This window comes from Mycobacterium sp. E1747, from assembly GCF_001667775.1.
Lineage (GTDB): Bacteria > Actinomycetota > Actinomycetes > Mycobacteriales > Mycobacteriaceae > Mycobacterium.
Map to the genome: position 1 here is coordinate 1 of NZ_LZJI01000094.1, position 13,789 is coordinate 13,789.

Sequence of the window (13,789 nt, forward strand, 5' to 3'; positions counted from 1 at the left end):
AGGCGCCGAGGGCTGGGAGTGCCAGCGCGCGATGAGCGCGGCCAACAACGTCATCGTCGACGTCAACGCGTGCGGTTACCACATCAGCGATCAGGGCAGCCAAATCGTCGACAAGATCGTCGCGAAAGTCAACAACGCATAGCGAGCCCTGCACCGGCAGGCGCAGCGCGGTTTTCGCCTACGACTGAAGGTCCGGTCCTTGCGCGCGCAAGTCGTCAACGGCCGACATGGCGCTGCGCAGCTTGGCCAGCCATTCCTCGGCGTGCTCGCCGACCAGCTTGACCGACCAGGCGAGGGCGTCGGCGCGCGACCGGGCGACGCCGGCGTCGACGAGCGTGTCGAGGACCTGCCGCTCCGGCTGCTTCAGGCGCGTCATCACCGGTACCGCGATGTGCGTGAACAGGATTCGCTCCGTGCCGGACTTCGAGCCGATCTCGACGCCCCAGGAAACCTTGCGGCCGTAGCGATCCTGCGCCTCGTCGGCGATGCGCATCCGCTCCGAACGGCTTTCCTCACGGAACCGCGACGCACGTCCTTCGGCGCGGGCCTCGCTCTCTTCTTTCGCCGAGCCCTCGAGCTCAGGCAGCCGTCCGATGACGGTGATCTCTTCGCGGTCGACGATGACCGTCGGATCGCCGTCGAACCAGCTCTCGGGCAGTCGCCCGGCGAACCATTCGGCGGCGTCGCTGGCGTCGGGTTGCTGGGCCTGCTGCCAGCCGCCGGGGCGGCCGTAGCGCCGGCCGTGCGTGTGATGCGATTTCATAATTACATGATTACATCGTTACATCGGTGAGGGAACGGTGTTCGCCCGCGGCGAACCGATCGCTGTGCCGGGGACCGGCCGCAAGCCGCGCCCGACCGTCCAGAACCCGTTGATATGGGCTGATCAAAGTTGTATTTTTGGTAGCGAAGCAGGCCCGGAAACGACCAATTCCAAGCGCCGGAAGTCAGGGTAGAAAACCGGCCGCGTAGGACCCGCGCATGACGGAGTCAAACGCCCCCTAGCGTCGTCCGGGCCTGCCCATGTCGGCAGTACATCCGGTCAGCCGTCGCCGCTGGACCCGTCTCCGCGCCGAATTCGGAACAGCTTCACCTCGTTCTTGATGCCTTTGAGGCGGCGCGCACCGGCGAAGGAGCCGTTGAACTCGCCGGTCTCGCCGATCGTCTCCCAGAGCGAATCCGCCGCCAGCACCGTTCCCGGTCGCGCGACACTGGTGACCCGGCTCGCCACGTTGACCGGGCTGCCGAACCAATCCCCCGCCCGGCTCACCGCCATGCCCGAGGCCACGCCCGCCCGCAGCCGCGGGAAATCGTTGTCGGTGTCGACCGCGTCGACGAGCTTCAACACCACGTCGAGCATGGGCAGCGGGTCGGGGCAAACGAACATCACCGCGTCGCCGATCGTCTTGATGAACCGCACCGGCGGGACGGTGATGTCTCGGGCCAGCGCCGCGAGCCGGTTGGCCAGATGCCCCAGTTCTTCCGCCGATACCACTTCGCCGATCCGGGTGAAACCGACAAGATCGGCGAAGGCGACGGTGATCGGGCGCGCCCCCGGCAGCGGCTGGCCGGCAGCGCGCTCCGCGGCGTTGACCGCCTCGGTCTCCATCATGTGGCGCAGCTGCATGAACAACATGTGCTGGATCAGCGGCCCGAGCTCGGGCGCGATCTCGCCCACCAACGCCTTCGATGCCTTGGCGATCTCCAGCTCGGTGGCACCGGGTCGCAGGATCGCCGAAAGCGCCGTGTAGCGCATGACTTCCGCGGCGCGAGACAGGCCTTCGGCGAGCACCCGCACCACCAGCACCACTTGCTCGGGATCGAGGCCCAGCTCGATGAACCGCTGGGCATAGGCGGCGGCTTCACCGTCGGCGCGCATGTGGATGACGGCATCGGGGTCATCGACGCGGGCCAGACCGATCGCGCGCTGCACTCGTTGCAACAGCCCCAGGTCGATCCCGTAGGTCTCGCTGATCTCTCGGGTGGACACGTAGGTGCCGTCGTCACCGATGAGGTGGCGGGTGGCCAGCAGCAGCGGCGGATTGGTCGTCCTGATCTCGTCGGGAGTGATGCCCTGCTCGAGGAGCCACTCCACCAGTTCCGCCCGCTCGGTGCGTGCACTGCCCTCGAGTCCGTCGAGCAGGTCCTCGATGTGCCGACCGGCGCCGACGTGACCGTCGTCCTCCACTTCGCCAACGTACAACGCGCCGATCGCGAGGGCGGCAAAGCCGGACGATGCGGGTCGGCGCACTCGCTGAGGCGAAGCCGCTATGACACCGGCGGTCGCCGGTGCGCCCACGGCCGGGCGGTTTCGATCTGCGCGGCCAGCGACAACAGCGTCGCCTCGTCGTACGGCCGGCTCACCAGCTGCACGGCGATCGGCAGGCCGTCACCGTCGAAGTCCCACGGCACGGCCGCGGCGGGTTGTCCGGTCAGATTCCAGACCTGTTGATAGGGCACGCGCTGCGCCACCGCCAGCAGCGTCCACACCGCGCCGCGTCGTTGGTAGGCGCCGATGCGGGAGGGGCCGGTCGCGTTGCCCGGCGTGAGAACGACGTCGACGTCGTCGAAGATCGATTGAATCCGGGCGGTCAGCGCCGGCTCCGCATCGCGAAGGGCCGTCATGCGTTGATCGGAGAAGAACGAGCCGGCGCGGGCCAGGTTGCGGGTGCGCGCTTCCAGGCGTTCGGGATGCGGCAGCGAATCGGCGTCGTCGCTGATGCCGCGCAGATAGCGCGGCAGGTAATTGGTCATGACGGCCGTCGGCGGATAGTCGGGGTCGGCGTGGATCACTTCGTGGCCCAGGTCGCGCAGTAACGCGCCGGCCTGTTCGACCGCGGTGAGTTCCTCCTTGCCGACCCTGACCGGCAGCGGCGTCGGGGACTTGGTGCTCAGGGCGACTCGCAGCCTTCCGGGGGCACGGGTCGCGGCGGCCACGAACTCCCCCTCCGGCCCCGGCACCGTCGACGTCGCATCGAGGAACATCGCGGCATCGAGCACCGAGCGGGCCAGCGGGCCGTTGACGCTCAGCCCGTGCCAGGCATCGTCGTGCGGCTCCAACGACACCCGGTCTCGTTGCGGTTTGACGCCGAACAGGCCGCACCAAATCGCCGGAATGCGAATCGAGCCGCCGCCGTCGGATCCCAGCGCCAGCGGAGCGAGGCCCGCGGCCACCGCCGCTGCGCTGCCGCCACTGCTGCCGCCCGGGGTGCGCCTGGGGTTCCAAGGGTTGCGGGTCGCACCGAAGGTCAGCGATTCGGTGTAGGGAAACATCATCAGCTCGGGCACATTGGTTTTGCCGATGATGACGGCGCCCGCGGCGCGGAGCCGATGCACCACCTCCGCGTCGGACGTCGCGGCGGGCCGGTGTCCGCCGCTGCCGTAGGTCGTCACCTCGCCGGCGACGTCGACGTCGTCCTTGATCGCGATCGGCACGCCGAGCAGGGGGAGCCGCTCCCCGGCGTCGAGGCGGTCCTGCGCGACGGCGGCCTCGTAGCGCGCGCTGTCGGCGAGCACCACGCGGTAGCAGCGCAGCTGACTGTCCATCCGCGCGATGCGGTCCAGATAGATCTCGAGCAGCTCGGGAGCCGTCAGTTCACCGTCGGCCAGCATCCTCACCTGAGCGGCCGCGCCGGCAAAGGCCACGTCGCGAGCGTCCACTGCGGCAGCGTATCCCCCGGCCAGTACCGTGGGCGATATGTCCTGCGTGTTCTGTGCGGTCGTCGCCGGGGAGGCCCCGGCCATCCGAATCTGTGAAGACGACGACTACCTGGCCATCCTCGACATTCGGCCGTTCACCCGCGGTCATACCCTGGTGATCCCCAAACAGCACAGCGTGGACCTCACCGACACACCCCCGGAAACGCTGGCCGGCATGGTCACCCTCGGCCAGCGGATCGCCCGCGCAGCCCGCGCGACGGAATTGGCCGACGCCACCAACATCGCCATCAACGACGGCAGCGCCGCCTTCCAGACGGTGTTCCACATCCACCTGCATGTGCTGCCCCGGCGCAACGGCGACAAGCTGTCGGTCGCCAAGGGCATGTTGCTGCGGCGCGACCCCGACCGGGACGCCACCGCGCAGATCCTGCGTTCGGCCCTGGCCCGCATCGACGCCAGCTAGTAACAGCAGAGCGTCAACAAGAACAATGGGGACCGCTACACGGCTTACCAGGAGAAAACGTCGCGGCCGATCCCGGTTGTAGTACTCACGCGGCGTTGACCCCGAACGCCGCGCGGAGGTTTATTCTCCTGTAACGCGCGGTGAACTCCTCGGTTGCTCACCACACGACGCGATCGGGCTGGAGCGGGCATGAAACCCTGGACGGGAAATCCGTGGCGGCGGTTAGGGCTGCCCCCGCGTCTGGGTTGGCTCCTCCTCGGCACCTACGCTTTGGCGGCCACGCTGGTGGTCACGTCGTCGATCGCCGGCTGGGAGGGCGCCTACGCGACCCGGCCGGTGGACGAGATCGTGCTGGCGCTCTGCCTCCTGCTCGGGGCGGCATGTGCCGGCTACGCGGCCCGCTCCGCGACCGGACGACACAGGTTCGGCTGGCTGGCGATGCTGACGGCGCTGCTGGGCTGGGCGGTCGGTGAGGTCATCTGGGCCGTCTACGAGGTGCGTCCGGTGCTGGCACATGCGACACACCCGGCCACCGCCGAGATCGTGCTGCTTTTCTGGCCGTTCGGCGCCATGGCCTCGCTGATGTTGTTGTCGCGCCTGTCCCGTCGTAGCCCGCGACGACTGGTGCTGGACGGCCTCATCGTGGCGACATCGTTGTTCGTCGTGTCCTGGGTCTTCGTGCTCGACAAGCAACTGCGGGTGGACAGCGGCTCGCGGCTGACGACGCTCCCCGAGGTCTTCAACGACGTCGTCCTGTTGACGATCGCCATCCTGCTGCTGGCCCGGGGCGTGACCGGTGACATCCCCAGCCGCAATCTGGTGGCCGGCGGAGTGGCGACGATCAGCATCGCCGACATCGCGACGGTGTTCCGCAGCGGGGTGGGCACCTACCAGGTCAGCGCTCTGGTGGACCTGGGCAGGGTGGCCGGGTTGGGATTGATCGCGTTGGCCGCACTGGCCAGTGTCAACGAGTCGCCCTTGCCGGCGTCACGCAGCGACGAGATCCGGTCGCGTACCCGCCTGTGGTTGCCATATCTGCCACTGGTGGTGGCCTGCGCGGTCGGACTGGCGCACGCGGTGGGGCTGATGGCGCACGGGCCGCTGTTGTTCGCGCTGGGAATCCTGGTGGCCGCGGTGCTCTTCCGGCAGTTCGTGGTTCTGATGGAGAACCAGAGCCTGTTGTCGGAGGTCGCGCGGGAAGCTTTCCGCGACAGCCTGACCGGCCTGGCCAATCGGGCCTACTTCCTGCAGCGGCTCGAAGAGGCCGTCGCCCGTCGGGAACGCGACGCCGCGCCCATCGGGATGCTGTTTTTGGACCTCGACAATTTCAAATCGGTGAACGACGCGCTCGGTCATCCCGCCGGTGACGAACTGCTGGTTCGGGTGGCCGCGCGGCTCACCGCCACCTTGGGCGACCAGTGCGTCATCGCTCGTCTCGGTGGTGACGAATTCGCGGTGCTACGCGAGGGTTCCGTCGAGGACCTGCGGGAGGCGGCGCATCGTGTTCTCGAGGCGTTTTATACCCCGATCCTGGTGGACGGCGTTCCCATACCGGTCCGACCGAGCGTCGGCTTCACGGTGGCCACGGCCGCGTCGGAATGCAGCGTAGAGCAGCTCCTGCGCCACGCCGACCTCGCCATGTATACAGCCAAACGCGAAGGCGGCCAATGCGTTCGCAGCTTCGTGCCCGATTTGCCGCTCTCGTACTCGTTTTCGGTCGACCAGCCGACCGGGCGGGACCCGGCGGCGGACACCGTCGTGGAGGCGAGCACCGGCCCGAAGCTCAGGCGAGCCGCCGACCTCACCACACCGAAATCGGCACAACCGCAGGATGCCCTCGACGGGGTTCGATGGCCACCAACGGCGATCCGGATTGCGTTGGCCTCCTTGATGATTGGCGTGCTGTCCTTCACCGCGGCCAGCGCCCTCTTTCCGGATGCCGGCCACAGCGTCTTCTTCGTCAAATCCTTATATCCGGCGTTGAACCTGGTGGCGGCCGGCTTGATCGCCATTCGCGCATACCGCCTCAGGGCCGACCGGGTTGCGTGGTCGATGGTCGCGGCCGGCATGGCGCTCTCGGCGCTCGGTGACGTCGTCTATGCGTGTTGGGTGCCTAACGCGCATTCACCGTCGGTCGCCGACCCCGCATACCTGGCGTTCTATCCGTTCGTCTATGCCGGGATCCTGCTGCTGATGCGATCGCACCTGAAGCGGGTGCCGATGCCGATCCGCCTCGATTCCCTGGTGTGCGCGTTGGCCATTGCCGCGCTGGCCGCCGCGTTGCGGGCCGGACCCATGCACGCCGCCGCGGCCCGGACGCCGGCGACCGTGCTGGTGGGTCTGGTCTACCCGTGGGGCGATCTCGTGCTGCTGGCCCTGGCCGTGGGGATGCTGCCGGTCCTGGGCTGGCGCAGCGAGTTTCGCTGGGGATTGCTTGTCGCAGGACTGGTGGGCTTCGCGGTCGCCGACACCGCGTACCTCTTCGAAACCTCGGCGGGTTCCTACCGGGCGGGCACCGCGCTGGACGCACTCTGGCCGGCGTCGTCGCTCTTGGTGGCGATGGCCAGCTGGGCCCGTTCGTCGTCGGCGATACCGGCGGCACGGCGCGGACTCGGTTCCTACGCGGTGCCGGTGACGTGCACCGTCGTGGCGCTCGGCGTCGCCATCCTGGGGCATAATTCGCGGCTCGCTTCGACCCTCGCTGCGCTAAGCCTCGTCGCGGTCGCCGCGCGCTTCTCGGTGAGCTTTCGGGATGTCAGCATGCTGGCGGAGAGTCACAAGCAAGCCATGACCGACGAATTGACCACGCTGCCCAATCGGCGGTCGATGGCGACGTCGCTGACGGCGCTGTCGGCTTCGGCGTCGTCGGGCCAGGCATCGTCGCGGCGTGCGCTGCTGTTGCTGCATCTGCACAAGTTGCGGGAGATCAACCACTCGGTCGGCCGGCACTTCGGCGATGAGCTGTTGTGGCGCACCGCAAACCGGCTCGCGCGCAACGTGCGTCGCGACGATCTGCTGGCGCGGGTGAGTGACGACGAATTCGCCATCCTGCTCGGCGACGGATCGGACCTGGTCGCCGCCCGCGCCCAGGCGGGCCGGCTGCTCGAAGGCATGGGCATCCCGTTCGAACTCGACGCGATCAGCGTGGAGATCGATGCCTGCATCGCCATCGCCCTCTACCCCGACCACTGCGACCATCCGCAGGAGCTGTTGAATCGCGCCGAGGCGGCGATCCCGCACGCCAAGTCGGCCGCCAGCAGGATCGCGGTGTACGAGTCGGCCTTCGAGGTCGATCGCGACCACGATCCCAACCTGGTAGGGGAGCTGCGCGCCGCGCTGGACGACGACGACCAGTTGATACTGCACTATCAGCCCAAGGTCAACGCGACCGACGGGAGCGTCCACAGCGTGGAGGCGTTGCTGCGTTGGCAGCATCCGACCCGTGGGCTGCTGCTGCCGGAGGTGTTCCTGCCCGCCGCGGAGCGCGCCGGTTTGATGCGCGCGGTGGCCCATCGCGCGATCAACATGACGCTCGAGCAGATTCGGTCGTGGCGCGAGCAGGGCATCGCGCTGACCGTCGCGGTTAACCTGGCGACGGCGAACCTGCTCGACCTCGACCTGGCGGTCTCCATCGAGCGGCTGCTGCGGGACCACGGCTTGCCCCCCGACGCGCTCATCGTCGAGATCACCGAGAGCGCACTGGTCGATTCGGAGCGGTCCCGCGATACCGTCGCCGCCCTGCAGCTGCTGGGGGTTCGCATCTCGCTGGACGACTACGGCACCGGGTGGTCGTCGCTGGCCCGCTTGCAGGACGTGTCGGTCAACGAGTTGAAACTCGACCGGCGGTTCGTGGCGCGGCTGGCCCAGGATCCCCGCTCGGTGGCGATCGTGCAGTCCACCGTGGACCTGGCGCAGAACCTGGGCGCCGACCTCGTGGCCGAGGGGGTCGAGGACGAGCTGACCCTGAGCGCGCTGCGCGCGTGCGGCTGCACCATCACCCAGGGTTTCGTGCACAGCCCGCCGTTGCCGCCGGACGAACTGCGGCGCTGGATCATCGATAGGAGCGCGCTCGCGGGACCGGTCGACTCCGAGCGATCGACCGTGACCGACTGAGGAGTCAGAACAACTCTTTGGCCAGCAATTCCAGCGTCGCGACCCGGGCCGGCGCGGTGGCCGGGTCGGTGCCGCGGTGCGCCGAGGCGACGGGGTTGACCATCACCTCGTCGACGTCGAACCGTTGCGCCAGCGCCCGCAGTTGTTCGGCGGCCTCCGCGGGCGTTCCGAGGACCGCTTGCCGCAGCCCACTGTCGACGATGTGCTGCTGCTGCGGCGTCAGCTCGGCGCTTTCGGCCTCTTCGACCAGCGGCAGCGGGTCGAGGGGCTGGCCGGTGCGCAGCTTCGCCATCATCTGCAGGTTGGGCAGCATCAATGCCGTTGCCTCGTCGCGGGTTTCGGCCACGGCGGCGTTCACCGTCAGGAACGTCACCGGCTCGGCGGCCACGGCGCTCGGCTTGAACCGGGACCGGTAGACCTTCAGCGCCTCTTCGGTCCCTTGGCCGGAGAAGTGGTGCGCGAACACGTACGGCAGTCCCTTGGCGGCGGCCAGGTGCGCCGAGTACATCGACGATCCCAACAACCACAGGCGCGGTTGGCCGGCGGCGGCCGGGGTGGCCTTGAGCCGGTAATCCCCCGAGCGCAGCGGCACGACGACGCCGCGTGCGCTCATCAGCGCCGCCACGTCGTCGAGGTATTCGGGGAAATTCTCGATGTCTTCGTCGCCGCGGCTGCCGCGCAGCGCGTAGGAGGTCACTGGGTCGGAGCCGGGCGCTCGGCCGATGCCGAGGTCGATGCGGCCGGGGGCGGCGGCTTCCAGCAGCGCGAACTGCTCGGCCACCGCCAGCGGCGCGTGATTGGGCAGCATCACACCTCCGGACCCGAGTCGCAGTTGCGTGGTTTGCGCAGCCAGATAGGCGATCAGGACCGGTGGGCTGGTGGCGCCGACCGACGGCATGTTGTGGTGCTCGGCGACCCAGTAACGCGTGAAACCAAGCCGATCCGCGGCCTGGGCCAGCTGCACTGTCGCCGCCAGCGCATCGGCGGTCGTCTGGTCGGTGCGCACCGGCACGAGGTCAAGGACAGAAAGACGCACGTCGCTGTCAACGCCTCTCGGCCCGCGAACGTTCCCGGCCTTGTCGCGAGCAGACACAAAATCGCGCGCCCGCCCGGCGTGTCGGATGATTTTGCGTCTGCTCGGCCGAAGGGACGCTCAGTCGTCCTTGAGGGTGATCGAGCTGACGATGCGGTCGAAGACCTCCTGCGGGATGGGTGCCCCACCCGGAATGTTGTCGACGACCAGCCATTGGTTGCGCTTGACGTAATCGTTGAACTCTTTGTGGTAGTTGGCAAAGCCGAGTTCGTAGTCGTCGCCCGCGGCGGCGAGCTCGCCGGCCAGGATGTAGGCGCCCAGCAGGGCGACGCTGGTGCCCTGACCCGACAGCGGCGAGCAGCAGTACGCGGCGTCGCCGACCAGCGCGATCCTGCCCTTCGACCAGCGGTCCATCTTGATCTGCGACATCTCGTCGAAGTAGAAGTCCGGCGCGCTGCGCATGTATTCGAGCAATTGGGGACGCACCCAGCCGTCGTCGGCCATCCGCCGTTCGAGCTCGGCGAATTGCGCCTCGGCGTCGCGGTAGTCGATCCGCAGGTCGGCGTCCATGAAGCCGAGCATGGCCCGGGCCTCGGTGTTGTTGCGGGCGCTGTACACCCCCACCATGGTGGAGTCCCCGTAGTGCCAGGTCTGCCAGTAGTCGAGGTCCAGGAAGTTGGGGACGGTGAAGATCGCCGCGTAGGTGCCCAGCCGCTCGATGAACTGCTCCTCGGGGCCGAACGCCAATCGGCGCACGTTGGAGTGCAACCCGTCCGCCCCAATGACCAGGTCGAAGCGGCGCGCGGGGGCGCGTTCGAAGGTCACGTTAACGGCCGCGCCGTCGTCGTCAATGCCGGCGATGGTGTCGTCGAAAATGTACTCGGACGTCCATTGGCTTGCGCCGTAAAGCAATTCGACCAGGTCGTCGCGCAGCAGCTCGATGTCGGGGCTGTCGATTGGCCCGCCGGTGGGCGTCGCCTCGGTGTCGCGAGACAGCTCGTTACCGTCGCGGTCGACGACGGAAGCGCCGCGAATTTGGGTCTTGCGCTTCTGGGCCGCGGCCAGCAACCCCATTCGTTCCAGCACTCCCAGCGCCGGCCCGCGAACGTCGATCGCCTGGCCGCCCGGGCGCGGCCCGGGGTGGCGCTCCACCACGGTGACCGAATACCCGTGCCGTCCAAGCCAATAAGCCGCCGTTGCACCGGCCACACTGGCGCCGGAAATCAGAACGTCAGTCACTTGATCCCTGCCAGCCTTTTCGCGTCCCGGAAAACGTCGTCGAGCATTGCTGGTGTCAACCTACCGGTAAACATGTTTTGCTGGCTCGGGTGGTAACAGCCGATTACCCGCACACCGGGCGCGAATTGCGCCACGACCCCGTGGCCGAACCGCGGCTTGCGCATCTCGGACGCGCCCGGCAACCGCAACGCGATTTGCCACGCGAACCCGCCCAGGGCCACGATCACGCGCACGTGCTCGGACACCAGCCGCCACTCGGCTTCCAGCCAGGGCCAGCAGGTGTCCCGTTCCGCCGGCGTCGGGGCATTGGCCGGAGGAGCACACCGCACCGGCGCGGTGATCCGAACCTGGTTGGCCCGCAACCCATCCGCGGCATCGACGCTGGTTGGCTGGTTCGCCAGCCCGGCCCGGTGCAGCGCGGCGTACAGCTGATCGCCGGACCGGTCCCCGGTGAACATGCGTCCGGTCCGGTTGGCCCCGTGCGCGGCGGGCGCCAACCCGACGATTAGCAGCCGCGGGTGTTCCGAGCCCCAGCCCGGCACCGGCCTGCCCCAATAGGGCTGGTCGGCGAAGGCTCTGCGCTTCAGCGCGGCGACGTCCTCGCGCCAGTCGACCAGCCGCGGGCACGCGCGGCAGACACTGATCAAGGCGTCGAGTTCGGGGATCGACACGGCCCGAGGGGCCAAAGCGGCGACCTGTGTGGCGTCGGCGGCCATTGGGGTTAGCGGGGTCGCCGGATCGCCCGGCCAACCGGTGCCGGGGACCACTGGAGAATCGAACGCCTGGCCGGTACGAGGGTGGACGAGCACATGAACATCCTGCAGCCAGCCGGCGCGCGACGGCCGAACGCCCCGAATATTCGGTGGTTGGGCCGCGGATCAGCCAGGCCGGTGGGCCTGCTCGTACCGGCCCTTTCACGGATGCCGCCGGACGCAGGTCACCTTCCTGGCGTTGGCGGTGCCGATGCTGCTCTTCGGGCTGGTTGCCAGCGCATTGCCGTCATTGCGGGAACTGGATCGCGCGCCGGCGTTCGGGACCAGCCGGCAGTCGCCGCCGTGAGTCACTCGCCCAGGATTCGGCGTTTCTGCTGCTCGAACTCGTCGTCGGTGAGCAGGCCGCGGTCCTTCAGCGCGGCCAGCCGCTCGAGCCGATCGATCGGGTCTTGCTGGGCTTGCGGCGCCGGCATCGCCGCGCCGAACGCCTGCTGCTGCATCTCGGCCCCGCGTCGCATCATCTCTTCCCGAAAGGCGGTGGGGTCGGCGATGGCCCGCCGGATGACGTCGGTCATCGGCATGCCCATCACCTGGGCGCCCGACAGGTCGGGGCGCGCCGCGGTCACGGCGTCGATGGCGGCATCGGCGGTGGCGGCCGGCCGGTGGTCGACTTGAACGCGGCTGTGGTCCTTCGGGTCATAGAGCACCGGCAGCCGCGTGCCCGGACGCGGCGGGCTCAGCTGAGGTAACAACGCAGTGACATTGACCTCGAATGGCGGTTCGGCGTCGGGCATGATGCGCAGGTGCAGCTTCCACCGAACCTCGGTATTGCCGACCAGATTCGGGTTGCCGATGGTGACCGCAATCGCCGACTGCTCGGCGGCGAGGACGTCCGCGAACGCGCGGATGCCGACTTTGCTCAGATCTCTGCGTCCGAACACTTCTGACCCGCCTTTCGCCAGAATCGCTCAACTGTACAGCGCAGAGGGGCCCGTAGGATCGGTTCGTGAGCGCTGACGTCCTGGCCGAGCTGATTGCCGGCCTGCCCGACGGCATGGTCGTCACCGACCCGACCGTCACCGAGGGCTACCGCCAGGACCGCGCCTTCGACCCGTCGGCCGGCAAGCCGTTGGCCGTGGTTCGCCCGCGTCGCACCGAAGACGTGCAGACGGTGTTGCGCTGGGCTTGTGCGCACGGAGTCCCGGTGGTGACCCGCGGGGCCGGCAGCGGCCTCTCCGGCGGGGCGACGGCGCTTGACAACGGCATCGTGCTGTCGACGGAGAAGATGCGCGACATCACCGTCGACCCGGTGACCCGCACTGCGGTCTGTCAGCCCGGTTTGTTCAACGCCGAGGTCAAGAAGGCGGCCGCCGAGCACGGCCTGTGGTACCCGCCTGACCCGTCGTCGTTCGAGATCTGCAGCATCGGCGGCAACATCGCCACCAACGCCGGTGGGCTGTGTTGCGTCAAATACGGCGTCACCACCGACTATGTGCTGGGCATGCAGGTGGTGCTGGCCGACGGTACGGCGGTCCGGCTCGGTGGCCCACGACTCAAGGACGTGGCGGGGCTTTCGCTGACGAAGCTCTTCGTCGGCAGCGAGGGCACCCTGGGCGTCGTCACCGAGGTCACGTTGCGGCTGGTGCCCAAGCAGAACGCGTCCAGCATCGTGGTGGCGTCTTTCGCGACGGTCGAGGCGGCCGTCGAGGCGGTTCTCGGTGTCACCGCGCGGTTGCGCCCCTCGATGCTGGAGTTCATGGATTCGGTGGCGATCAACGCCGTCGAGGACACCCTGCGCATGGACCTGGATCGGGGCGCGGCCGCCATGCTGGTGGCCGGTTCCGATGAACGGGGGCGCGCGGGCAGCGAGGACGCTTCGGTGATGGCCGCGGTTTTCGCGGAAAGCGGTGCGACGGAACTCTTTTCGACCGATGATCCCGACGAGGGCGAGGCGTTCGTCGTCGCCCGCCGGTTCTGCATTCCGGCGGTGGAGGCGACAGGGTCGCTGCTGCTCGAGGATGTCGGGGTGCCCCTGCCGGCGTTGGGCCGGTTGGTTACCGGCATCGCGGGAGTCGCGGCCGACCGTGACCTGACCATCTCGGTGATCGCCCACGCCGGTGACGGCAACACCCACCCGTTGATCGTGTACGACCCCGCGGATGCGGCGATGACCGAGCGGGCCCATCTCGCCTTCGGCGAGATCATGGACCTCGCCGTCGGGCTCGGCGGCACGATCACCGGCGAGCACGGCGTCGGCCGGTTGAAGCGCCCGTGGCTGGCGGGCTATCTCGGGCCGGAGGTGATGGATCTCAACCGGCGCATCAAGCAGGCCCTGGACCCCCACGGCATCCTGAACCCGGGCGCGGGCATCTAGTGTCGTGAGTCGTTAATTCGTTTGCAGTAGTTGGCTACGGATTCGAGGATTTGGTCGGCGGTTTTGGTCCAGATGTAGGGGCGGGGGTTGTCGTTCCAGGTTTGGATCCAGGCGCGGATGTCGGTGTTGAGTTGGCGTACCGAAGTGTGGGTGCCGCGGCGTAGCTTCTTGGTGGTCAGTTCGGCGAACCAGCG

Annotated in this window: 11 protein-coding genes and 2 pseudogenes; 5 read left to right on the top strand and 8 right to left on the bottom strand. The window is 68.4% G+C overall.

Going from position 1 to position 13,789, the window contains the following annotated elements; translation table 11 throughout:
- Positions 1-142 (top strand): sensor domain-containing protein (locus A5695_RS27450; RefSeq protein WP_197515432.1); only part of this gene is annotated, 142 nt, incomplete at its 5' end.
- 36 nt (positions 143-178) lie between these two features.
- Here the strand turns inward: A5695_RS27450 and A5695_RS09715 are convergent.
- The 3 genes from A5695_RS09715 to A5695_RS09725 all read right to left on the bottom strand — a co-directional run bounded on the left by A5695_RS09715 (position 179) and on the right by A5695_RS09725 (position 3,660).
- Complete coding sequence (locus A5695_RS09715) at positions 179-763, bottom strand: hypothetical protein (RefSeq protein ID WP_068080386.1); 585 nt, start codon at positions 761-763, stop codon at positions 179-181.
- A 279-nt stretch (positions 764-1,042) separates the two neighbouring features.
- Positions 1,043-2,188: an adenylate cyclase regulatory domain-containing protein gene (locus A5695_RS09720; RefSeq protein WP_156749553.1), complete on the bottom strand. Its 1,146-nt coding sequence runs from the start codon at positions 2,186-2,188 to the stop codon at positions 1,043-1,045.
- A gap of 80 nt (positions 2,189-2,268) precedes the next feature.
- Entirely contained in the window at positions 2,269-3,660 is a 1,392-nt protein-coding gene (locus tag A5695_RS09725) for an amidase (protein ID WP_082945964.1), read from the bottom strand.
- A 37-nt stretch (positions 3,661-3,697) separates the two neighbouring features.
- Here A5695_RS09725 and A5695_RS09730 point away from each other — a divergent pair, with 37 nt between their 5' ends.
- From A5695_RS09730 to A5695_RS09735, 3 genes and pseudogenes are all read left to right on the top strand, one after another.
- Positions 3,698-4,123, top strand: coding sequence for an HIT family protein (locus tag A5695_RS09730; RefSeq protein ID WP_068080388.1), 426 nt, complete (start codon positions 3,698-3,700; stop codon positions 4,121-4,123).
- 6 nt (positions 4,124-4,129) lie between these two features.
- Positions 4,130-4,222: pseudogene (locus tag A5695_RS28395) on the top strand (nitroreductase/quinone reductase family protein); the annotation flags it as partial.
- A 90-nt stretch (positions 4,223-4,312) separates the two neighbouring features.
- Entirely contained in the window at positions 4,313-8,236 is a 3,924-nt protein-coding gene (locus A5695_RS09735; RefSeq protein ID WP_082945965.1) for a bifunctional diguanylate cyclase/phosphodiesterase, read from the top strand.
- Positions 8,237-8,240: 4 nt separating this feature from the next.
- Here A5695_RS09735 and A5695_RS09740 read toward each other — a convergent pair whose 3' ends face one another.
- From A5695_RS09740 to A5695_RS28990, 4 genes are all read right to left on the bottom strand, one after another.
- A complete protein-coding gene (locus A5695_RS09740; protein WP_068080390.1) occupies positions 8,241-9,272 on the bottom strand; it encodes an LLM class flavin-dependent oxidoreductase in 1,032 nt (343 codons plus the stop codon).
- Positions 9,273-9,389: 117 nt separating this feature from the next.
- Positions 9,390-10,508 carry an FAD-binding protein gene (locus tag A5695_RS09745; RefSeq protein WP_068080392.1) on the bottom strand — a complete coding sequence of 373 codons (1,119 nt, stop codon included), beginning with the start codon at positions 10,506-10,508 and terminating at the stop codon, positions 9,390-9,392.
- Positions 10,505-11,332: a uracil-DNA glycosylase gene (locus A5695_RS09750; protein ID WP_068080394.1), complete on the bottom strand. Its 828-nt coding sequence runs from the start codon at positions 11,330-11,332 to the stop codon at positions 10,505-10,507. The genes A5695_RS09745 and A5695_RS09750 overlap by 4 nt, the downstream gene beginning before the upstream one ends.
- Positions 11,333-11,568: 236 nt before the next feature.
- Positions 11,569-12,162 (bottom strand): SHOCT domain-containing protein, encoded by a 594-nt coding sequence (locus A5695_RS28990; protein ID WP_068080396.1) that lies wholly within the window; start codon positions 12,160-12,162, stop codon positions 11,569-11,571.
- A 65-nt stretch (positions 12,163-12,227) separates the two neighbouring features.
- Here A5695_RS28990 and A5695_RS09760 point away from each other — a divergent pair, with 65 nt between their 5' ends.
- Positions 12,228-13,595, top strand: a complete 1,368-nt coding sequence (locus A5695_RS09760; protein ID WP_068080398.1) for an FAD-binding oxidoreductase — start codon at positions 12,228-12,230, stop codon at positions 13,593-13,595.
- On the opposite strand, the pseudogene A5695_RS09765 reads toward A5695_RS09760, so the two are convergent.
- Positions 13,592-13,789: pseudogene (locus tag A5695_RS09765) on the bottom strand (IS630 family transposase); the annotation flags it as partial. The gene A5695_RS09760 and the pseudogene A5695_RS09765 overlap by 4 nt on opposite strands.